Annotated in this window: 30 protein-coding genes; 18 read left to right on the top strand and 12 right to left on the bottom strand. The window is 29.5% G+C overall.

The features are described from left to right. Nucleotides 1–285 (bottom strand): class I SAM-dependent methyltransferase (locus METVI_RS0107075; protein ID WP_017981155.1); only part of this gene is annotated, 285 nt, incomplete at its 3' end. Nucleotides 286–345: 60 nt separating this feature from the next. Here METVI_RS0107075 and yhbY point away from each other — a divergent pair. From yhbY to cbiT, 4 genes are read left to right on the top strand one after another with little or no spacing between them, the layout of a single operon-like run. Beyond that, nucleotides 346–729: a ribosome assembly RNA-binding protein YhbY gene (gene yhbY, locus METVI_RS0107070; RefSeq protein ID WP_004592565.1), complete on the top strand. Its 384-nt coding sequence runs from the start codon at nt 346–348 to the stop codon at nt 727–729. A 3-nt stretch (nt 730–732) separates the two neighbouring features. After that, a complete protein-coding gene (gene sppA, locus METVI_RS0107065) occupies nt 733–1,635 on the top strand; it encodes a signal peptide peptidase SppA (RefSeq protein ID WP_004592563.1) in 903 nt (300 codons plus the stop codon). Next, on the top strand, nt 1,616–2,416 hold the full coding sequence (gene surE, locus METVI_RS0107060; RefSeq protein WP_004592561.1) for a 5'/3'-nucleotidase SurE: 801 nt from the start codon (nt 1,616–1,618) through the stop codon (nt 2,414–2,416). The genes sppA and surE overlap by 20 nt, the downstream gene beginning before the upstream one ends. A 10-nt stretch (nt 2,417–2,426) precedes the next feature. Continuing rightward, nucleotides 2,427–2,960 carry a precorrin-6Y C5,15-methyltransferase (decarboxylating) subunit CbiT gene (gene cbiT, locus METVI_RS0107055; protein WP_004592559.1) on the top strand — a complete coding sequence of 178 codons (534 nt, stop codon included), beginning with the start codon at nt 2,427–2,429 and terminating at the stop codon, nt 2,958–2,960. On the opposite strand, the gene argH is transcribed toward cbiT, so the two are convergent. Further along, on the bottom strand, nt 2,948–4,396 hold the full coding sequence (gene argH / locus METVI_RS0107050; RefSeq protein WP_004592557.1) for an argininosuccinate lyase: 1,449 nt from the start codon (nt 4,394–4,396) through the stop codon (nt 2,948–2,950). The genes cbiT and argH overlap by 13 nt on opposite strands. 22 nt (nt 4,397–4,418) lie before the next feature. Here argH and METVI_RS0107045 point away from each other — a divergent pair, with 22 nt between their 5' ends. Then, nucleotides 4,419–5,060, top strand: coding sequence for an endonuclease III domain-containing protein (locus tag METVI_RS0107045; RefSeq protein ID WP_004592556.1), 642 nt, complete (start codon nt 4,419–4,421; stop codon nt 5,058–5,060). On the opposite strand, the gene METVI_RS0107040 is transcribed toward METVI_RS0107045, so the two are convergent. Further along, nucleotides 5,046–7,325, bottom strand: a complete 2,280-nt coding sequence (locus tag METVI_RS0107040) for a DHH family phosphoesterase (RefSeq protein WP_017981154.1) — start codon at nt 7,323–7,325, stop codon at nt 5,046–5,048. The two genes, METVI_RS0107045 and METVI_RS0107040, sit on opposite strands and share 15 nt — an antisense overlap. 8 nt (nt 7,326–7,333) lie before the next feature. Further along, a complete protein-coding gene (locus tag METVI_RS0107035; protein WP_004592544.1) occupies nt 7,334–7,747 on the bottom strand; it encodes an archease in 414 nt (137 codons plus the stop codon). Nucleotides 7,748–7,767: 20 nt separating this feature from the next. On the opposite strand from METVI_RS0107035, the gene truA reads away from it, so the two are divergent. Then, entirely contained in the window at nt 7,768–8,544 is a 777-nt protein-coding gene (gene truA, locus METVI_RS0107030; protein WP_004592537.1) for a tRNA pseudouridine(38-40) synthase TruA, read from the top strand. Here truA and pssA read toward each other — a convergent pair. The 3 genes from pssA to hmd are packed head-to-tail and all read right to left on the bottom strand — an operon-like array spanning nt 8,528 to nt 11,094. Then, nucleotides 8,528–9,112 carry a CDP-diacylglycerol--serine O-phosphatidyltransferase gene (gene pssA / locus METVI_RS0107025; protein ID WP_004592535.1) on the bottom strand — a complete coding sequence of 195 codons (585 nt, stop codon included), beginning with the start codon at nt 9,110–9,112 and terminating at the stop codon, nt 8,528–8,530. The two genes, truA and pssA, sit on opposite strands and share 17 nt — an antisense overlap. A gap of 3 nt (nt 9,113–9,115) precedes the next feature. Further along, complete coding sequence (locus tag METVI_RS0107020; protein ID WP_017981153.1) at nt 9,116–10,009, bottom strand: beta/alpha barrel domain-containing protein; 894 nt, start codon at nt 10,007–10,009, stop codon at nt 9,116–9,118. Between the two features lie 53 nt (nt 10,010–10,062). Beyond that, on the bottom strand, nt 10,063–11,094 hold the full coding sequence (gene hmd, locus METVI_RS0107015) for a 5,10-methenyltetrahydromethanopterin hydrogenase (protein WP_004591226.1): 1,032 nt from the start codon (nt 11,092–11,094) through the stop codon (nt 10,063–10,065). Nucleotides 11,095–11,231: 137 nt separating this feature from the next. On the opposite strand from hmd, the gene METVI_RS0107010 reads away from it, so the two are divergent. Further along, nucleotides 11,232–11,687: a methanogenesis marker 9 domain-containing protein gene (locus METVI_RS0107010; protein WP_004591229.1), complete on the top strand. Its 456-nt coding sequence runs from the start codon at nt 11,232–11,234 to the stop codon at nt 11,685–11,687. Here the strand turns inward: METVI_RS0107010 and METVI_RS0107005 are convergent. Next, nucleotides 11,677–12,570, bottom strand: coding sequence for a hypothetical protein (locus METVI_RS0107005; protein ID WP_004591231.1), 894 nt, complete (start codon nt 12,568–12,570; stop codon nt 11,677–11,679). The genes METVI_RS0107010 and METVI_RS0107005 overlap by 11 nt on opposite strands. Nucleotides 12,571–12,696: 126 nt before the next feature. Next, nucleotides 12,697–13,935 carry a methanogenesis marker 15 protein gene (locus METVI_RS0107000; RefSeq protein WP_004591233.1) on the bottom strand — a complete coding sequence of 413 codons (1,239 nt, stop codon included), beginning with the start codon at nt 13,933–13,935 and terminating at the stop codon, nt 12,697–12,699. Between the two features lie 182 nt (nt 13,936–14,117). Here METVI_RS0107000 and METVI_RS0106995 point away from each other — a divergent pair, with 182 nt between their 5' ends. From METVI_RS0106995 to METVI_RS0106945, 11 genes are all read left to right on the top strand, one after another. After that, on the top strand, nt 14,118–14,444 hold the full coding sequence (locus tag METVI_RS0106995) for a carboxymuconolactone decarboxylase family protein (protein WP_004591234.1): 327 nt from the start codon (nt 14,118–14,120) through the stop codon (nt 14,442–14,444). Next, nucleotides 14,441–14,788, top strand: coding sequence for a class II SORL domain-containing protein (locus METVI_RS0106990; RefSeq protein WP_004591236.1), 348 nt, complete (start codon nt 14,441–14,443; stop codon nt 14,786–14,788). Before METVI_RS0106995 ends, METVI_RS0106990 begins: the two co-directional genes overlap by 4 nt. A gap of 2 nt (nt 14,789–14,790) precedes the next feature. Beyond that, on the top strand, nt 14,791–14,949 hold the full coding sequence (locus METVI_RS0106985) for a rubredoxin (protein ID WP_004591238.1): 159 nt from the start codon (nt 14,791–14,793) through the stop codon (nt 14,947–14,949). A gap of 10 nt (nt 14,950–14,959) precedes the next feature. Continuing rightward, nucleotides 14,960–15,226, top strand: a complete 267-nt coding sequence (locus METVI_RS0106980) for an MTH865 family protein (RefSeq protein ID WP_004591240.1) — start codon at nt 14,960–14,962, stop codon at nt 15,224–15,226. Between the two features lie 4 nt (nt 15,227–15,230). Next, entirely contained in the window at nt 15,231–15,743 is a 513-nt protein-coding gene (locus METVI_RS0106975) for a ferritin (protein ID WP_004591242.1), read from the top strand. 4 nt (nt 15,744–15,747) lie between these two features. Continuing rightward, nucleotides 15,748–15,933, top strand: a complete 186-nt coding sequence (locus METVI_RS0106970) for a rubredoxin-like domain-containing protein (protein ID WP_004591243.1) — start codon at nt 15,748–15,750, stop codon at nt 15,931–15,933. 104 nt (nt 15,934–16,037) lie between these two features. Next, nucleotides 16,038–16,697, top strand: a complete 660-nt coding sequence (locus METVI_RS0106965) for a peroxiredoxin (RefSeq protein ID WP_017981152.1) — start codon at nt 16,038–16,040, stop codon at nt 16,695–16,697. An 11-nt stretch (nt 16,698–16,708) separates the two neighbouring features. Further along, entirely contained in the window at nt 16,709–17,056 is a 348-nt protein-coding gene (locus METVI_RS0106960; RefSeq protein ID WP_004591245.1) for a DsrE family protein, read from the top strand. Between the two features lie 47 nt (nt 17,057–17,103). Continuing rightward, entirely contained in the window at nt 17,104–18,264 is a 1,161-nt protein-coding gene (locus METVI_RS0106955) for an FprA family A-type flavoprotein (RefSeq protein WP_004591247.1), read from the top strand. A 134-nt stretch (nt 18,265–18,398) separates the two neighbouring features. Further along, complete coding sequence (locus tag METVI_RS07355) at nt 18,399–18,557, top strand: hypothetical protein (RefSeq protein WP_004591249.1); 159 nt, start codon at nt 18,399–18,401, stop codon at nt 18,555–18,557. Between the two features lie 44 nt (nt 18,558–18,601). Next, complete coding sequence (locus METVI_RS0106945) at nt 18,602–19,705, top strand: GTPase (RefSeq protein ID WP_004591252.1); 1,104 nt, start codon at nt 18,602–18,604, stop codon at nt 19,703–19,705. Here the strand turns inward: METVI_RS0106945 and METVI_RS0106940 are convergent. The 3 genes from METVI_RS0106940 to METVI_RS0106930 are packed head-to-tail and all read right to left on the bottom strand — an operon-like array spanning nt 19,689 to nt 21,741. Beyond that, entirely contained in the window at nt 19,689–20,450 is a 762-nt protein-coding gene (locus METVI_RS0106940) for an SAM hydrolase/SAM-dependent halogenase family protein (protein ID WP_004591254.1), read from the bottom strand. The genes METVI_RS0106945 and METVI_RS0106940 overlap by 17 nt on opposite strands. Further along, a complete protein-coding gene (locus METVI_RS0106935) occupies nt 20,441–21,181 on the bottom strand; it encodes a geranylgeranylglyceryl/heptaprenylglyceryl phosphate synthase (RefSeq protein WP_004591255.1) in 741 nt (246 codons plus the stop codon). The genes METVI_RS0106940 and METVI_RS0106935 overlap by 10 nt, the downstream gene beginning before the upstream one ends. Next, nucleotides 21,178–21,741 (bottom strand): site-2 protease family protein, encoded by a 564-nt coding sequence (locus METVI_RS0106930; protein WP_004591257.1) that lies wholly within the window; start codon nt 21,739–21,741, stop codon nt 21,178–21,180. Before METVI_RS0106930 ends, METVI_RS0106935 begins: the two co-directional genes overlap by 4 nt.

Genomic DNA, 21,741 nt, shown 5'->3' with positions numbered 1-21,741 from the left:
ATTTAGTAAAATGAAGTCAAATGAGTTGTCTTCAAATGGCATATTTTCAGCATAGCCTATATATACCTTAACTCCTCTCTCTTCAGCAAGTTTTGCCATATTTTTTGAAGGATCTAATCCATATTTTATCCCTAATGGCTGAGCAAATCTTCCAGTTCCTACACCTACCTCTAACCCTTTTCCTTTAGGAATATATTTTTTTAGTGCATTCAACTCTTTTAAATAAATTTCTTTGTTCTTTTCAAACCATTCATCATACTCCTTATAATACTTATCAAAATTCATAACCATCACTTAATAATTATATATATTTAAAAACTAAAAATAATTTTTGGTGGTGAAAATATGGAAAAGAGATTAACTGGAAAAATGAAAAGAATGTTAAGGGCTAAAGCTCATCATTTAAAACCTGTTGTTTGGGTAGGTAAAGAGGGAAGTGATAAGGTTATAAAAGAAGTGGAGAGGCAATTAAAAGAGAGAGGACTTATAAAAATTAAAGTGAGAAAATCAGCTTTATTAAAAGAAGATAAATATGAAATAGCTGAAAAATTAGCTAAAGCTTGTGATGCAGAAGTGGTTAGTGTTATTGGGCATATAATAACATTATTTAAACCAAGAGAAGGCTGGGGAAGATATTTATCTAAGAAACCTAAGAAGGTTAAGAAAGATGAAAAGATTGTTAAGTTGTTTGAAGAGTTTAAGAGATCTATAAAGAAAAAAGGTGAGTAATAAATGAGAAAGATTTATATTTTCATAATAGCTTTAATTGTAATCTTAATTATTCTTTTTGGATTAAGTTTAATAATAATAGAAAATTTTAATTTTGGAAAACCCAAAATAGCTAAGGTTTATCTTTACAATGAAATATATTTTGATTACAGTAAAAAAGAATTTCCTTGGGAAGAGAGGAGGGATGCAAGATATTATATTAATCTATTAGATAAACTTATGAAAGACAATAATACAAAAGGGGTTTTATTAGTAATAAACTCTCCTGGAGGAGAAGTTGTAGCTAGTGAAGAACTTGCTGAAAAAGTTGCAGAACTTAGTAAGAAAAAACCTGTTGTAGTTTATATAGAAACCCTTGCATGCTCTGGGGCATACATGGTTGCAGCTCCTGCTAATTATATTGTTTCACAAAGACATTCAATTGTTGGAAGTATTGGGGTTAGAATGGATATTATACATTACTATAACTTAATGAAAAAATTAGGTGTAAATGTAACTACTATAAAAGCTGGAAAATACAAAGATATTGGTTCTCCATTTAGACCAATAACTAAAGAGGAGAGAGAATATTTAGAAAAAATAATTAATGAAACCTATAATTATTTTGTTGAATGGGTTGCAAAATATAGACATATTCCATTAAACAAGGTTTATAAAATAGCTGATGGAAAGATCTACACAGGAGAAGATGCTGTTAAATTGGGATTAGTTGATCAAGTAGGTTCAGAAGAAGATGCTATGAAAAAACTTAAAGAGCTTGCAAATGTTACAAATGTTGAAATAGAAGAGTATGGGTTAGAAGGAGGTTATAGTTTATTTGGACTAGCTTACTATTTAGGTAGGGGGATAGGAGATAGCTTAAAAGAAATAAATTTAGGTGAATTTTATGGATATATTAATAGTTAATGATGATGGCATCTATTCCCCATCTTTAGTAGCTTTATATAAAGCATTAAAAAACAAATTTGATAATGCTAACATTACAATAGTAGCCCCTACAAATCAGCAGAGTGGTATAGGTAGAGCAATAAGCTTATTTGAACCTCTTAGAATGACAAAGGTTAGGTTAGAAGATGATATCTATGGCTATGCAGTTTCTGGCACACCTACAGATTGTGTTATTCTTGGCATATATCAAATTTTGAAAAAAATCCCTGATTTAGTAATATCTGGAATAAATATCGGAGAAAATTTAGGAACAGAGATAATGACATCAGGAACATTGGGTGCAGCTTTTGAAGCAGCACATCATGGAGCAAAATCAATGGCTGTATCTTTACAAATAACTTCAGATCATTTAAAGTTTAGAGAGTTTGATATTCCATTAGATTTTAAGATCCCTGCAGAAATAACTGTTAGGATAGCTGAAAAATACTTAAAATATGATTTTCCATGTGATTTGTTAAATATCAACATTCCTGAAAAGGCTAATTTAAATACTCCAATAGAGATAACAAGATTAGCTAGAAAGATGTATACAACACATGTTGAGGAGAGAATAGATCCAAGAGGTAGAAGTTATTATTGGATTGATGGATATCCTATATTTGAAGAAGATGAAGACACTGATGTTTATGTACTAAGGAAAAAGGGGCACATATCTATAACCCCACTAACATTAGACACAACAATAAAAAATTTAGATGAATTTAAGAAAAAGTATGGGGAGATATTAACTAAACTATGATGATGAGATTATGGAGTTTATTACAGAGAAAGATATACCTATAACAAAAGAGGAAATTAGGGCTATAAGTTTATATAAATTAGATTTAAAAGAGTCTGACACTGTTGTTGATATAGGTTGTGGTTCAGGAGCTATGACAGTTGATATAGCTAAAAGGGTTAAAAAAGTTTATGCAATAGATTTTAATGAAAAAGCAATAGAACTTACAAAAAAGAATTTAAATAAGTTTAATATAAGGAATTGTGAAGTTATTCTTGCTAAAGCTGAAGATGTTTTAGATAAATTGGAATATAACAAAGCCTTTATTGGTGGGACAAAGAATCTTGAAAAAATTATAAAAATTTTAAGTAATAAAGAAGTAAAGCTAATAGTAGCTAACACCATACTATTAGAAAGCACCTATAAGGCAATAAATCTCTTTGAGCAGATGGGTTATAGTGTTGAAGCAGTTAATGCATTTATCTCATATTCAAAAAAAATCAGTTCTGGTCATATGTTCCTTGCAAGGAATCCAATAACAATAATCAAAGCTTATAAATTGTAATTTAATAACATATTTTTAACATTCTCTATCTTTTCCTTTTTCATCAATACATTCCTTTTATATTCTTCTAATCTCTTCTTAAAACTCTCTGCTCTTTTCTCCACTTCTTCTGGATTTGGACCACCTAAAGTTTTTCTTAGTTTAACATTTTCTTCTGGTTTTAAAGCTTTTTCTATTTTCTCTTCATCTATTTCAAGATTATACTTTTTTAAAACTTCTTTAGCAGTTTTTATAACATCTTTCCTCTCTTTTATAGAAATTCTAACAATTTCTCCAACAATATTATGAGCTTTTCTAAATGGTATATTAAGCTCTCTAACTAAAGTATCAGCCAATTCTGTGGCTGTTGAATAATTAGCTTTTGCTAAAAAATACATTCTATCCTTATTAATCTTTAAGCTCTTTAGCATGCCATGAACCATTTTAATTGTATCTGTTATTTTATATATAGAATCCCAAAGATATGGGGTTATTTCTTGTAAATCTCTATTATAAGCATTAGGTAAGGCTTTTAATATTGTTAATATTGTAATTAAATTTCCATATATTGAGCATAGTTTAGCTCTAGCTATTTCAGCCACATCCGGATTCTTCTTTTGTGGCATAATTGATGATGTAGAGCAGTAGCTATCATCTATTTCAACAGTGTTAAACTCATAAGTTGAAAATAGAATTAATTCCTCACAAATCTTTGATAAATTTGCTGATAGTATTGATAGATTAGCCACTACTTCAGCTATAAAATCTCTTGCAGATACAGCATCTATTGTATTCTCTATAATCCCATCAAAACCTAATAACTCTTTTGTCATTTCTCTATCAATATTAAACCCAGTTCCTGCCAAAGCACAACTACCAAGAGGGGAAATGTTAACTCTCTTATAACTATCTAAAAGCCTTAAAATATCTCTTTCAATAGCTGATACATAGCTTAGCAATAAATGCCCAAAAGTTATAGGCTGTGCATGCTGCAAATGTGTATATCCCACTGTTATTACATCTTTATACTCTTTAGATAACTCAGTTAAATCTTCTAAAAATGCTATTAGTGATATTAAGATATTAACAATCTTCTCCCTCAATGCTAATCTTAAATCTGTTGCCACTTGATCATTCCTACTTCTTGCTGTCTGTAACTTTCCAGCAACATCATCAATCCTTTTATATAACTCATTTTCAATAACCATATGGATATCATCTAATGATGGGTCTAAATTTAATTTATCTAAACCATCTTTATATATCTCCTTTAAACCACTAATTATCTTCTCTGCTTCTTCTTTCTTTAAAATATCTTGCTTATATAACATAATAACATGAGCTATATCACAGAGAATATCTGCTTCAAATATTTCTTTATCAAATGATAGACTTGTTGTATATCTTGCAACATCCTCTTTAATTTCCCCCAATCTTCCTCTTCTAAGAATATTCATAAAACTTTCACCTGTGAAGGTTATGATATATAAAATTTATAAACTTTTATTAAACCATTATGGATATCAAAATTGGTGGCCAGCTGAGAGTAGGTATGAAGTTGTTGTAGGTGTAATTTTAACACAGAATACCTCATGGAAAAATGTAGAAAAAGCTATAAAGAATTTAAAAGCTAAGAATCTATTAGATGAAGAGAAGATATTAAATATTTCAATGAATGAATTAAAAGAGTTGATAAAGCCTGCAGGTTTTTATAATATAAAGTCTGAAAGATTAAAGGAAATAACATCATTTATAGTTAATAATTATGGAAGCACAGAAAATATGTATTTATCAAAAGAACCTATGAAAGTGTTAAGGGAAAAGCTTTTAAATGTTAAAGGTATTGGAAAAGAGAGTGCTGACAGTATCTTACTTTATGCATTAGATAGGCCCAGTTTTGTTGTTGATACATACACTAAAAGACTTTTTAATAGGCTAGGTATTTTAAACAGTGAAGATTATGAATATATAAAAAGAATTTTTGAAGAAAATATTCCAAAAGATCTAAAAGTTTATAAAGAATATCATGCATTAATTGTAGAACATTGTAAAACTGTCTGTAAGAAAAAACCAAAATGTAACAAATGTTTTTTAAAAGATATTTGTTTATTTAGGTTTTAACTCTTTTATAATTTCTATAAATCTATTTATAACTTTATCCCTGAGCCCTTCAACAAATTTTATAGACCCTGCACACTCATGCCCTCCTCCATCAATAGAAGCTTCAGGAATTTCTTCCATTAATTGCTCAACTATTAAGTTTAAGTTAAAATTATATTTCTCATGAACGGCATCAGTGGCCCTAACAACTCCAAAGTCTGGCCCATATGAGAAGGTTATTATTGGCTTATCCTCTCCATATTTTTGAACTATATAGTCATGAGCAAATCCTGTAGTTTTTCCTGGAGCAGGGAATGTAAATTTATGGGCATATTTTTCAACATCAAGAGTGTTTAATATTATTCCATTATCCAAAAATTCAGTCTTTAGAGCAGGAATTACTGCTCTCATCTGTCTTTCAACCATTTTCATAGCTTGTTCATAGAGGATGTCTATTAACTTTTCATGTCTTTTAAATTCCTTTATATTTGTTGCTAATATATCATCAACTAAACCTCTACCATCCATGAATCTTAAGTAGAAAGCTTCAAAATCCATGACTAATCCAATTTTTTCTAAATATTCCCTATCATATTTCCTCTTACATCCATATTTTTCACTAAGTTCATTTAATCTTTCTAAGGCTATCTCAATATATATCTCTGCTTCTTTCCCTTTAGCATGATCAGCAACTACTGCTATTCCGGGTATATGTTTTATTTCCTCCTCTACCTCAGGATTGATCATTCTTGCTATTTCTGTTCCTAAAACTCCAGCTGTCAAGTTACTATCTCCACCAACCAAATATGGATTTACATGGGCATCAACATAATCATCTATCTCAGCTCTACCATTAATTACTTCTCCAGGATAGTGGTGATCAATAACAATAACCTCTATACCATAAGCCTTAGCCTTTGATATTGCAGGAATATCTTCATCAGTACTTCCATTATCTATTAATACAATCAAAGGTAATTTCTGACCAAACTTTAAAGCATCTTCTATAGAAAATACTAAATCTTTTGTAACATCTTCTAACTCATAAAATGGTGCCTTTGAAGGCCTTCTTTTGAAGAAATGCCAAATAGCATCTACATCTATAGCAAATTTATCAATTATTGGCAATATGGCTTTTTCTAATGCTATTCCTCCACAGTAACCATCTGTATCAGCATGATGTCTTATAATTATTGGCCTACCATCTAAAACAGCTTTTCTTATTCTTTTAGCAACATCAGCCATCCTATCTCTTAGTTTTTCTAAAACCTCACTCTCAACTAAGAATTTTATATCTCTTGCAGGTTCTGCTCTTTTATCAATTTTTTCTTCTATCTCTTTTCTAATCCTTTCAGCTTCTTCACCTTCTAATTTTTTCAGTTTAATCCTTTCTATCTGTAATCTACCTTCCCTAATATTTACTCTTCCTATGACATCTATAATATCTCCAACTTTAACTTCTGGATGAGCTCTTAAGCCTGCTATTTCTAAAGCTGCTATCCATGTAAAGTCTGTTCCATCTGTAACTGTAAATATTGTAGGTCCAGGAGTTTGGACTATCTGAACAACTTCTCCAACTATATGAACTACTTGATCTTTAAGTTCAACTAAATTGGAGGATATGTCTTTTATCTGACTAACAGGTATCTCCTTTTCAAATTTAACTAAGTCATAAGTTGTTAGTGGTATGTATTTAAAATCTATTTCTCTCTTTTCTGGCCTAACATCAATAGCTTGGACAATTATCTCATCTCCAACATTCAAATCTTCTAACTTTAAGCTAATCATATCCTTAGGTCTTAGCAACCCTCTTACTTTTTCATTTAAATTTATAAATGCACCGTATCTCTCTATCCTTGTAACTACCCCTTTATAAAACTTTCCAGGCTCCACATCATAGTAAGTAGCAACTTCATCAAACACATAAACATTTCTTAAACCTTTTTTTCTTTCCTCTTCCTCTTTTAAACACTTGTCACACAATGTTCTGTCTTTAAAGTCTGGGTATCTACCTATTATTGCTCCACATCTATCACACTTAACTACTTTTCCTGAACCTTTACAAAAATCACATTCTTTATAAACTGGCACTTTTCCTGAACCTTTACATTTTGGACATGGAATTTCTCCATAGTCTAAATCATACTGAGCTCTCTTTGAAACATTCTTTATATGTGTTTTTGGGGAGAATTCATCAATATATCCACTTCCTTCACAAACTGGACAAGTTTTAAATTTAACCACTTTCTTTCCTGTACCATCACATATGGGACATTTAACTATCATTTTCTCACCTATAAATCAACTATATATCTTATTTTATACCCATCACTATCTTTTTTAATTTCCATTTTATGATAAGTTACAGCTTTAACTTCCTCTTTAATATTATGCTCCCTCTTTATTTTTTCTCCATAAGCTTTACAATTTAAATAATATTTATTATTTTTTCTTATACATATATCAAAATCAGAAAAAACTATATTTTTTGTATCTGTATAAAATAAAAGCTCATTTAGAAAGTTATATAACAACTCTTCCAAATCTTCTCCTTCCACTTCTATCTCTACAACCTCACTTTTATTAACCTTATCTATATCTACCATAATGTTATAAAGTCCTTTAGCAGCTTCTCTAAAAGCTTCTTCTAAGCTCTTTCCCTTTGCTATAACTCCTATGTCTGCTGTAGTTTCAAAATAATCAAACATAACTATCACTTGGTGGTTTTATGTATATATTAAAAATAGCCTATGATGGTAGATATTCTTTTCAGCAACAGCCAAGTAAAGATACAGTTTGTGATAAACTTTTAGATGTTCTGGATAAGTTAGATTTTTTAAAGGAATATAAAATTATCTATTCTGGAGGAAGAACTGACAAAGGGGTTTCAGCCTTAGGAAATTTTGTAGTTCTTAAACTTAAGAGGGAGCCTATATTATCATATATAAATCATCATTTAAAAGATTATGGAATTTGGATATTAGGTTATAAAGAAATTGAAAAAATTCCTAAAGTAAGGTATAGACATTATAGGTATATATTGCCAAATATAGGTTATGATATTTCTTTAATAAAAGAAGCTTCTAAAAAGTTTATTGGAAAGCACAGTTTTCATAATCTATGTAAGAGGGATAGAAGTAAAGATAGAGATCCTGTAAGGGAAATATATGATATTAAAATTATAGAAAATGAGTTTTTTATAACAATAGATATTATTGGAAAAAGCTTTTTGTGGCATATGGTGAGAAAGATTGTAGGGGTTTTTGATGCTATTGGTAGGGGAGAAAAGGATATAGAATGGATAGATAAGCTTTTAGATCCAAATCATAAAGAAGGTGTTAGAACATTTCCTGCTGAGGGGTTAATATTAATTGAAGCTAAGGTAGATATTGATTATAATTATGATAGTTATTCAATAAAAAAATTTTTAGAATATTGGCAGGAGAGATATAAGTTTTATATAATGAAAATGGGAATTAGTAGAAGCTTTATAACAACTCTATAATAGGAGAGATGATATAAATAATTAATAAAATCATTAGAAGATATGGAAAATTCATAATAGCTAAAATTAATGAGATCAAGATTAAAATGATTATTTCATTTTTAAAATATTTTTTATATTCAAAATCAGATATCATCAAAAAACTAACTAATAAGAGAAATAATGAATTTAAAACTGTGTAATCACTAATTGATATTAATGTTATCATACATAAAGCTGCTGCTGGTATTGGTAGACCTATAAAGTTATTTGTTTTAATGATATTAAATCTTGCTAATCTTAACATCCCACATATAGAGTAAATTATAGGTAATAATATTAAACCATGTTTTAAATAGAAAAAATATGCAGGAGCTATTGAGAAGCTAATAACATCTGCTAAACTATCAAGCTCTTTTCCAAATTCAGAAACTGTTTGAGTTTTTCTTGCTACATAACCATCTAAAGCATCAAAAATAACTGCTAAGTATATAAAGTGATAGTTATTTAATAAAATAGCCAAAATCCCAGAAACTGCATTTAAAATAGTAACATAATCAGAAACAGTTATCAATTTAAAAATCCTCATAATTTAACCATAATATATTTTTAAAGCCTCTTCTAAACTTTTCCCTTCTATTGTTATGGCATATATTGCATTACACATTCTTATAGCTTTTTCTAATGGCTTTTGATGGATATTTCTACCTGTAGCATTACCTCTAGCTCCAGATATATTAATCTGTTCCCAAATATCTTTCAAAAATTCTTTTGGATCCTTACTTTTACCTCCTGCACATAAAACCCCAGTTCTACCTGCAGCCAATACAGCCTCTTTAAAACTTTCTGGATCTCCAGGATAATTGACTTTAACAAAATCTGCTCCTAAACAACAAGCTATTCCTGCAGCTCCAGCTATTATATGTGGGTCAAATTCATTTTTAACATTTTTTCCTCTTGGGTAACTCCAAAGTATTGCTATTAATCCATGTTTATGAGCCTCTAATATTATCTTAGAAGCTTCTCTAAACATTATATGCTCATACTCACTTCCAGGATATATAGTGTATCCCACTCCTAAAATATTAACTCCTCTCTCCTTTAAGCTTATAACATCTTCCATATCTACTAAAGCTCTACTTATTGGATCTCTTGTTTTTACTAAATGAGTTTTTGAGTTTATCTTAACTATATAAGGAACATCATAATCCATTCCATACCTTGCTATTAAACCAAGTTGAGTGGCAAATGCACAAATCTTTCCTCCTTCAGCTATTCTGAATAGATGTTCTGGATCTGCATCATCTTTGGCTATTCCTTCACCAAAAAAATCATCATTCATATGCTCTATCTTTTGATCTCCTGCGAAAATCATCAAATTTCCTGTCCCTTTTGTAAGTTCTAAATAGTTCTCTATATATTCCTTTTTAGCATACTCTGGGACTGTTAAAGGAACTTTTATATCTTTTTTTTTCAATTTTTTCATAAAAATCATCTCTAAATTTTATTTTATAGTATAAAAAAATAAAAAAGAATTATTTATTCTTTCTTATATTTCTCTAAAACTTTTAAAGCTTGTGGTAAGATATCAGCTAATGGTCCAAAGCACATACTATCTGCTGTACCTAACAGAGCTCCAGGATCTAAAGCATCTTCCATATTTGTAATACCTTTTTCTCTCATCAATTCTAATATGTTCTTTAATGATTCCTCAGCCATCATTTGGGCAAAGTCTGCTGGAGCTCCAAGGATTTTTGTGACTGAATCTCTGTAAGCCAACAATCCTGCATAGATAACAGCTGTTACAGCTGAACACATGTCACAAACAGGTCCTATTAAGTTAGCTGGCATTTTGTAAGCATTTCCTCTAGCTATTTTTGCCATTTCAAATAGCTTATTTAATACATCTTCTTTAGCATATCCTTCAGCAATATAAACTTGCCCTTTCATTTCTGGAACACATCCTGGGTGATAGGATGTTATATTTAGATCTTCTCTACCAAAGTTTTTAAATATTTGTGCAAACTTTGTTGTTGGAATTGTACATGCGTGTGTTACAATTGCTCCTTCTGGAATTGCATCAACAAAGTTCTTTATAATATCTGGCTGCTTTTTACCTTTTGGTAACCATGTTAATACCCAATCTGCATCTTCAACTGCTTCTCTATCATTTTCAGCTACCTTAAACCCAATATCTTCAGGATGGACAAAGTGAATACATGCTTTTGGTGGTTTTGGTAATTCTTTAGCTTTTTGTTTAACAACTTCTCTTATTTTAGGCATTACACTTTCAGGCTCTCCTCTTAAGTGTGCTTCCATAACTTCTTTTGGATCAAACTCATCAATTATAACTAACCCTGGATTCTCTTGGAAGCATGGGTCTGAAACTATAACTTCCTTAACATCATCAACTAAATGTAATAACTCAGCCCCCATTGTTATGGAGGAGTGGGTTAAAGCTATTTCTGGCATATTGACTTTATTTGCTACTTCACTAGCTCTCATGAAGTTTGTTATTCCTGCTGCAGCATGAGTTCTGTAACATCCTATTCCTAATATTGCTACTTTCATTTTTTCACCTCAAAAAATTATTAATACTTTAACATTTAATAATAATATTCTTTATGATATTTAAAATTAACTATTTAATCTGCTAAATTAATGGCTATAATTAAAATTAATAATCTCAAATTAAAAGTGTGATAGCTATGTGGAAGAATGCACCTTCACACATATGTAGAGGTGGAGATTTAAGAGGAATAGCATTTTGCTGTCCTCCAGTAAAACCATGTCCTCTTTTAAAGGCTTTGAAAATATTAAAACTCTCTCCAGAAGAGTATGTAAGAATAAAAGAAGAATTTGCTAAAAAAACAAAATTGGGTTTAGGAGAAAATACATGTTTTGGCAGTTTAGTGTGGTGCTGTAAAATAACAAAACCATGCCCACTTAGGGATTATGAACTTAGAAGAAATAATATATCTCCTGAAGAATATATGATGTTAAAAAAGTTATTAGCTGAAGAGATATTGAAAAACAGTCCATTAATAAAGGAGGCTATAGAATTATTTGTTAAAAAAGGAATCCCAAGAGATATTGCTGAAAAATGTTTATTAGAAACTGGAGATATAAAGAAAGCTTATGAGAAGGCCAAAACTATAGTTTAATTCTATTATTTTTAAACTGTTTAAATAGATTGTACTCACTGTTTGATAATTTATATATCTTATACTTAATATCTTCCATAATACACATACTTTTTATTATCCTATAACTCTTATCCCCATCATAATCTTTATAAAATGCATATACAGGCTTTCCTTCTTTGGCTATAATATAACCTTCACTCCCTATTTCTATTAAACATGTTCCATGTAATAAAGCATCTGAAAGGGTGCCACATGCTTCTATATATTTTTTATTAGATTTTATAGTTTCTAATATTTTGTTAAAACTTCTGATTATCTCTCCTTCAGGATAAGTATTTCTTAGATTTTCAAATTCATCTAATGATGTTTTTTCTACTTTTGCAACAACTTTGCTAATGGCAAATAGAGATTTTAATTTTTTAATGGCTTTTTCACCATAATATATTTTCTTATTTTTAAATATTGAAAAAATTTCTTCTTTATTTTTATAAATTACTATAGCTTCAGCATCTTTAAATTTTTTAGGATAAAAAGTTACCTTATTAAAATAAGTTAAATATTTAAATATTTCGTTATAATTGTTTAATTCTAAATAGTCTTTATGGACTATACAGAGCTTTGTAGTTTCTATAAATATTTTATCATCTCTAAAACACTTTATAGCTTTTTTTACTTCATGACTATCTCCTATATAAAGTTCTATGATGAATTTTTCAGGTAATGAGATTAAAATATCTCTTAAATCTTTATCTTTATTACCCAACTTAGAAGCAATTAGTTCAGAGTTTATATAGAAAAGATAACCATTACCAATTCTAATAATACCCGTAAAGTTTGATAAGCTATCTATTATTTCTTCTAAATCCTTAATTGTCCCAATTTTTGATAAAACCTTCTCCATAACAGATAACCATAGAAAAATTTTTATTAGATTTTCTAAAATATATTAAATATACTCCTACCCTTGGCGCGCGGGCCGAGTAGCTGCATAGCTTCGATGAAGCTCCGTTTACAAAGGGTAGGACAATTATGCTTTTATTTTTTTATACCTATATCCAGAAGATAATAAAGCTGCTCCAACAGCTCCTATAAATTGTGAATATTTTGGAACAATTATTTTCTTTCCTAAAATATCCTCCATTGCTATAACCAAACCTTTTAATAAACTACTTCCTCCAACTAATATTACAGGCTCTCTAACATCCACTTCTTGTAACTGTTGCTCATAAACTTGTTCAGCTACAGAGTGGCAGGCTGCAGCTGCAACATCTTCAGCTTTTGCACCTTCAGCTAATGCAGTAACAAGATCTTGTATTCCAAAAACAATACAATAACTATTCATATTTATCTTTCTCCAATCTCCTTCTGCTGCTAACTCTCCAAGCTCTTGTATAGAAACACCTAATCTTCTTGCTGTAATTTCAAAAAATCTTCCACTAGCTCCAGCACATATCCCTCCCATAGTAAAACTGTCAGGTATAGCATCATATAGAGAAATTGCTTTATTATCCATTCCTCCAATATCTATGACAGTAGCTTCTCCTTCCTGTTTGTCTGCTAAGTAAGCTGCCCCTTTTGAATTTACAGTTATTTCTTCTTGAATTAAATCTGCCTTATAATATTCTCCAACAGTAAATCTACCATAACCTGTAGTTCCTATTGTTTCTACCTGATCCAAACTTATTCCTGCCTCTTTTAAGGCATTATCTACAGCTTCTTTAGCAGAACCTATAACATCTCTTGTATAAACCCATCCTGTCCCTACTACCTCATTGTCAATCATCACTACAGCTTTTGTGGTAGTTGATCCACTATCTATTCCAAGACTAACACCTTCTTGTTTTTTTCTAGCTAAGAGAGCTTTTTTTTCTACTATTGTAACAAGAGCTTCCATCCTTGTTAATAACTCAGAAGCTTTTGTTCTTTCTGTAAATGAATACATAACAACAGGTATGTTTGTATTCTCTTGAATGAGTTTTCTAACTTCATTTCTGACTAATGCTCCTTCAGCACATCTGAAACATGTTGCTACAAAAGCAGCATCAACTTCAGTTTTCCCCTCTATAATAGACATTGTCCTAGCAAATAGTAATTTCAAATTTGTAGATCCTACTTTAAATCCTAATTTTTCTTCAACTTCTTCTATATAATCAAGTTCTACTTCAGGAAAAACTACCTCTCCTCCAACAGATTTTATAGCTTTTTCTATTTCAGGATACACTCCACTCCATTCAGCCCCACAAGTTAGTAGAGCAATCTTAACCATAAAATCACCATTTATGATTTTTTAGTTAAAAATTTTGTTTTGTTATATTTATGATTTTATAATAAATATTTATATATTTAAATTTATCTAAGTATTAATAGCTTTCTATTTTAAATTAAATGGAAAGTTATAAATATTCAGAAAATCTTATTAATATATAAGAAAAATAAAAGGTGAAGTTTTTGAAAGGAGTTTTCTATGCAGATAGCTTAAAATTTTTATTAGAAGAAGATAAAGAACTTTTTGAAGTTATAAAAGAATTAAATGAGAAAGTTTATACTGGAAAAGTTTTAGATTATAAAACTTTAAAAATTATTGCTATTGCCATTGCTGCTGCTAAAGGTGATGAAAAAGCTTTAAAAAAACAAATAGTTAGTGGTATGAAGGAATTAAATATAACTAAAGATGAAGTAATAGATGCTTTAAGAGTAGTTTTATTAACTACTGGAATGCCTAACTTTATGAAAGGAATGAGAGTATTAAAAGAAGTTTTGGAGGGGAAAGAATGATAGTGAATGTAAATAAGAATAATACTGACTTTGAAAGAAAGCATGCTCCTAAAATTGAATGTAAAGATGTTGTTAAAGTAAATGAAATTTATGAAGTTAAACTTTACATGGAAGTTGAGCATCCTATGGAAAAGGAGCATTATATCCAATATATAGAACTTTATGCTGAAGACTATCCATTAGCTAAGATATTCTTAACTCCATATGCTAAACCTGAAGTAACATTAAAAATTAAAGCACCTTCTGAAGGTCATGAGGGTAGAGAGTTTAGATTAATAGCTTATGCTTACTGTAATTTACATGGTATATGGAAATCTGAAAAGAAAATAAAAATAGAGGGATAAATATGGCAAAATATCAATGTATGTGTGGATGGATATATGATGAAGATAAAGGAGAACCTTCACAGAATATCCCACCAGGAACAAAGTTTGAAGATCTACCAGATGACTTTAGATGTCCTCAGTGTGGTTTAGGAAAAAATGCTTTCACAAAATTAGAATAAAGTGATAAATATGATTAGAACTAACCACCCTCTTTATGAAGCTTTAAGAGATATAGAGGAGTTTAAATTAAAATTGGCAGAATATTTCAAAGATAAAGATGTTTTTCCAATAAAAAGTAGGGTTGAATTGGCTAACTTATTACCATGTGGTATTTCATTAAAGTGTGGAGAAGTAGAAGCTTCTGAATTAGTAAAGCTCTTAGATGAAAGTGACTTCCCAATAAAAGATTTGAATGATTTGGTTACAAAATTATCTAAAAAATGTCCAATAGAGTGAAATAATGATAGATAAAGATATTGAAAAAGCTATAAATAAACAAATAAATAGTGAATTCTATTCTGCCTATCTCTATCTTTCTATGGCAGCATATGCAGACTCTATTGGACTAAAAGGATTTGCTAACTGGTTAATGGTTCAATTTAAAGAAGAGACTGATCATGCATTAAAACTTTATAACTATCTATTAGATAGAGGAGGAAGAGTAATATTAGACAAAATAGATAAACCAAAATCTGAATGGAATTCTATATTAGAGGTTTTTGAAGATGGTTTAAAGCATGAAGAAGAAGTGACAAAATCTATAAATGAATTAATGGATTTAGCAGTAGCTAAGAAAGATTATGCAACTATAAACATTTTACAATGGTTTATTGATGAGCAAGTAGAGGAAGAAAAATCTTTTGGAGAAATTTTGAATAAGCTCAAACTAATTGGAAATGATAAAAAAGCTTTATTAATGTTAGATAAAGATCTAGCTCAAAGAGTATATACACCTCCAACAAATGAGAAGTGATACCATGCCTTGGTGGAAGTGTTCCAATTGTGGATATGTATTTGAAGCAGATAAGCCTCCAGAAAGATGTCCAAATTGTGGAGAAAAATGTACTTTCTATGATGTTACATGTTACACTCCTGAATGTGGTTTTACAGGATATGATCCAAAGTTAGTAGCTAGGAAACCCAATGAAGAGAGTAGGTTCTAAATTCGTCACATAATTTATTAATTTGTGCGGTTTTAGGAAAGTTAAGATTATATATTAGGAATATAAGTTTATATAATGTGAACTAAATAAATAAGGTGAAAAATATGTGTGAAGGACTACCAGTAATAGGAGCTAAGTTTCCAGAAGTAGAGGTTCAAACTACACATGGAAAAATAAAGTTACCAGATCACTACAAAGGTAAGTGGTTTGTTCTCTTCTCCCACCCAGCTGATTTCACCCCTGTATGTACTACTGAATTCGTAGCATTCCAAAAGAGATATGATAAGTTCAAAGAGTTAAACTGTGAATTAATAGGGCTAAGTATTGATCAAGTATTCAGCCACATTAAGTGGATAGAATGGATAAAAGATAAATTAGGAGTAGAAATTGAATTCCCAATTATTGCTGATGATATGGGTGAGCTTGCTAAGAAGTTAGGGATGATAAGCCCATATAAAGGAACAAATACTGTTAGAGCTGTATTTGTTGTAGATGATAAGGGAATAATAAGAGCTATGATTTACTATCCACAAGAAGCTGGTAGATCAGTGGATGAAGTATTAAGATTAGTCAAAGCTTTACAAACATCTGACAAATATGGAGTAGCTCTACCAGAAAACTGGCCAAATAATGAATTAATTGGAGATAAGGCAATTATACCTCCTGCTACAAGCATAGAAGAAGCTGAACAAAGAAAAGAAGCTTGTAAAAAAGGAGAAATTGAATGTTATGATTGGTGGTTCTGCTATAAAAAATTAGAATAAATGTGATATTTATGAAAACTGCATTTCTCATATTTAATTTTTTACATAAAGAACAGCCTAATATTCCATTAATGTTTCATATTTTATTATTTGCTGGAGAAATGAAAGAAAAAGGAGATGATGTCAAAATTATTTTAGAAGGAGAGGCTGTTCAATGGGCTAAATTATTATTAGAAAATGATAAACTAAAAAATCATTTTGAAAAAGTTAAAGATTGCTTTATAGTTTGTGAAGCCTGTGCTGCTATGTTCAATGTTAAAGATGAAATAAAAGATCACTTTAAGTTAGAAAATGATTTATATGGTCATATTAGTTTAAAGAAGTATATGGATGAAGGTTATAGGATAATTTCATTCTAAATATTTTTTATTTATATACATTAATATATGCAAATATGGTGATAAATATGGCAATAAAAGTTAAAGATGGTATTTATTGGTTAGGGACTGTTGATTGGGAAAGTAGAGATTTTCATGGTTATCCTGTAAGTTCAGGTACAAGCTATAATTCCTACTTAATAGTAGATGAGAAAAAAGTTTTAATTGACACTACTGAATGCCACTTATATAATGAACTAATGAAAAATCTATCTACAATAATAGATCCAAAAGATTTAGATTATATTGTTTTAAATCATACTGAAAAAGACCACAGTGAAGCTTTACCAAAGATTGTTGAAAAAACTAATGCCACAATTATAACTAATGCTAATGCTAAAGAATATCTGTCACTCTATTATAACACTGAAGGATGGGATTTTATTATTGTTGAAGATGGAGATGAGATAGAAATTGGAAAAAGAACCCTTACATTTATAAAAACTCCAATGCTCCATTGGCCAGATAATATGATGGTTTATACAGATAATACTTTATTTTCAAATGATGCTTTTGGACAGCACATTGCTACAAATAAGATATTTGATTACCAATATGGAAAAAAAGCTTTAAATGCAGCAAAGGAATACTTTGCAACTATATTAATGCCATATAGAAAGTTAATACCCAATGCCATAGAAAAGATAAAAGATTTAGAAATTGACTATATCTGCCCTTCTCATGGGGTTATTTGGAAAGAGTATAAAGAGGATATAATTAAAAGTTATTTAGATTGGAGTAATGATAAGGTTAAAGAAAAGGCTGTTATTGTTTATGACACAATGTATGGTTCAACAAAAAAGATAGCTCATGCATTAGCTAATGCTTTTATTGATTTGGGAATAGAGGTTAAGGTTTATAGAATATCTACATCATCAATATCAGAAATATTAGCTGAAATTGTAGATGCTAAATACCTATTAATTGGATCTCCTACAATGAATATGGATATCTACCCAGAAGTTAGTAAGTTTTTAAACTACTTAAAAAATCTTAGAGTGGGTAATAAAATCTCAGCTGTCTTTGGTTCTTATGGATGGAGAGAAGGAGCTTCTGATAAAATAAAGAACATCTTAAAAGAATTAAATTTCAAAATAGTTGATGATGAATGTTTAAGAGTTAGATTCACTCCAAAAGATGAAGAGTTAAACAAAATTATTAGGTTTGTTAAAGATATAGTTGAACAATAAATTTCTATTTTTAGATTAAGAAGAATTATCATGATTTATCATTAAAAATAATTTATCATGATTTTTCATGAGCAAAAAAGTATTTATATTGCTTTTTACAAATAAAATAAACAAAAAGGAAAAAAAGTGATACTATGGAAAATAAGTTAGAAAATATGGGAGGGTTAGAAGAAATAGAGGAAATAAAGAAAGATATAACTAGACCATACACAGGAAGTAAGAGCTCATATATAATGGGGTACTTCTTAGCAATACTGCTAATAGTAGCTACAATAATACACATTTTATTTTAAATTATCATCATCACATATAAGCTTTTCTATTTTTGTGATCTTACATGAGAATAAAAAAAGTTCCTGTTAAGAAGATAGTTAATAAAATAATTAATGAATGTGATATTATCCTTTTTGTCTTAGATGCAAGAGATCCTGAATTAACAAGAAATAAAGAGTTAGAAAAAAGAATATTAAATAGTGGAAAAAAGATAATATATGTTTTAAATAAGGCTGATTTAGTCCCAAAAGAAATTTTAGAAAGATGGAAAAGAGTATTTGGAGAAAACACTGTTTTTGTTTCAGCAAAACAGAGATTAGGTACTAGAATTTTAAGAGATAAAATAAAGAAGCTATTAAAAGAGATGGGGAAAAAAGAGGGAAAAGTAGGTGTTGTAGGCTATCCAAATGTTGGGAAGTCATCTATAATAAATGCTTTAACTGGAAGTAGAAAGGCTTTAACTGGGAGTATTGCAGGATTAACTAAAGGAGAACAGTGGATTAGATTAACAAGAAATATAAGACTTTTAGATACTCCAGGAATTTTAGAAATGAAAGATGAAGATGATCTTATAATAAGTGGAGCTTTAAGATTGGAAAAAGTAGATAATCCCATACCTGCAGCTTTGAAGATATTAAAAAGGATAGATAATTTTGATAAATCAATAGTTAAGGATTATTTTAAAGTTGATTATGACAAGATTGATGAAAAGCTCTTAGAGAAAATTGGAGAAAAAAGAGGGTATATTAAAAAAGGAGGAGATGTTGATTTAATAAGAACCTCTAAGGCAATAATTAAAGAATATCAAGATGGTAAATTAAATTATTATAAAGTTAATTTAAAAAAGTATGGTCAAGAAAGGAGTAATGACATATCTTTTATAATGGAGTATTTAAAAGATTTTCCTTTTATAGAAGATGCTAAAATGGTAATAACTCATTTAAAAGATATTGAAGAGTTAAAAAAGAAAATAAAAAAACCTATTTTAGGTTATGAGAAGGTTAATGATAATGTTATAATTATCTCTTTTGGAGAGAAAACTAAAGATGCAGGCAGGAAGAAGATAGAGAAGTTATGTGAAACTGAAAATCTTGAAAAAATTTCAGAATTTGGAGGAAAAGTTGGAAAAAATAATATATATGTTGCTATAGCTAAGAAGAGGTTATAATATTAATCTCATCTAAATAATCTACTTTTAATTTCTCAGCTGCACTGTCCATAAACCTTCCTATTTCTAAGAAACCCTCACTATTTATTAAGCAAATAAAATCTTTTCCTTCGTAGTAAGATCTTACAAATTTACATTTAATTCTTTTTTTTCCAAATCTTGTTTTTATCTCTATTTCCACATCATCTCCATAACTAAAATTTACCTCATTTTCTCTGATATTAGTTATAATATTTCCAAATCTGTCTATATGTATCACTCTTTTTGTTTTATCATCTAATCTAACAATATCATCTATCTCTTCCCCATCATAACCATTTCTTATAATTATCTCCGCCCCTACAACAGCATATACATCTCTTCCATGAAAGGTATTTGAAGGATTATATTTATTTTCATCTATCTTATAAATCTTCTTAACTTTCAATCTATCTAAAACATAGCTAAAAATTCCATTATCTGGCCCTACTAGATAACCATTTTTTGTTTCTATAACTATTGATCTTCTTTCACTACCAACTGTAGGATCTACAACAGCAATATGCACAGCTTCAGGAAAATATGGGATAGAAGTGAGCAAAACATAAGCTCCATGATATATATTGAATGGTCTTATATCATGAGAAATGTCAATAATTTTAACTTCTTTATTGTATTTTTTTAATATATTCAATATTCTCCCTTTCATAGCCCCTACATATCCTTCACTATAACCAAAATCTGTTGTTAATGTTATTATATCCATTTCTTCTCCCTTCCAGCTTTTTTTATAGCATCATAAACTTTTTCTATCATTTTTGGATCTTTCTCAACTAATGTTCCAGTAACTATACCATCAGCTCCAGCTAATACTTTTTCATAGGCAATTTCAGGTTTTTTAATTCCACCACCAACTATTATATTAATACCTGACACTTTTTTAGCCATTTTTATGGTCTCATTATTTATTGGATACTCAGCTCCACTACCAGCCTCTAAATAAGCCCATCTAAATCCAAAAAACTTAGCTGATAGGCAATACATAGCAGTTATTTTAGGTTTATTTTGTGGAATTTCCTTTATATCTCCAACAAAACCTACACTGGTTTTTTTAGCAGGTTCTATACATAAATATGCTGTAGGTATAGGTTCAAGGTTATATTTTAATATCTTTAAAGCTCCTAAGGCTGGAGCAGTGATAATCCAATATGGGTTTAAAGAGTTGAATAAGCTCATATATAAAATAGCATCAGCATATTTGGATATATTATCTACATTTCCTGGAAAAAGGATAGTTGGTAATTTAGTTATCTTCTTTACTTCTTTAACAACATAGTCTAATTCACAAATTCCTGAACTCCCTCCTATTAATATGGCATCAGAATAGTCTTTTATTTTCTCTAAACCCTCATAATTTACATTTTCAGGATCTACTAATACAAAATATATTGCTCCTTCTTCTTCAATAATCCTATTTAATCTTTCTTCAACCTTCAAAATATCCCTCTAAATAGTATATATATCACCAAAGGTATTTCAACAATTGCCCAAATAATTGGATTCCAGGTGACAACTTTATATCCATCTAATGGAGGGATAGGTAGTAAGTTAAATGCTGCCAAATATAAGTTAATATAAAAACCTACAGTGCCTGTGAGGGATATTAAGGGAATGGGAATGAAAGAGATAATCAAAAAAATAAATGCTAATAATATATTTGTTAATGGGCCGGATATGGCAATTACTCCATTTTCTTTATTTGTGAGGTGATCCTTATATATATAAACAGCTCCAGGGGCTATGAGCGTTACACCCAAAACAATTTTTAATATTAGGGCTAACAGTAAACCCTCATACCATGCTTTAAACATACTAAAAGCTCCATAATATCTTGCCACAAACCTATGGGCTAACTCATGAAATATAAAACCACTACCAACAGCTATTAGGGCTATTAAAAATAGTGTAATTGATATATGTGGGTAAATAAAAATTATTGATATAACTATAACAGAACCTATAAGATCTCTTATCTCTTCTTTAGAAAATTTATACAT

The sequence above is a fragment of the Methanocaldococcus villosus KIN24-T80 genome (assembly GCF_000371805.1).
GTDB lineage: Archaea > AGJL01 > Methanococci > Methanococcales > Methanocaldococcaceae > Methanocaldococcus > Methanocaldococcus villosus.
Note: the sequence above shows the minus strand (reverse complement) of the source record. Positions and strands in the feature narration are given on the sequence as shown.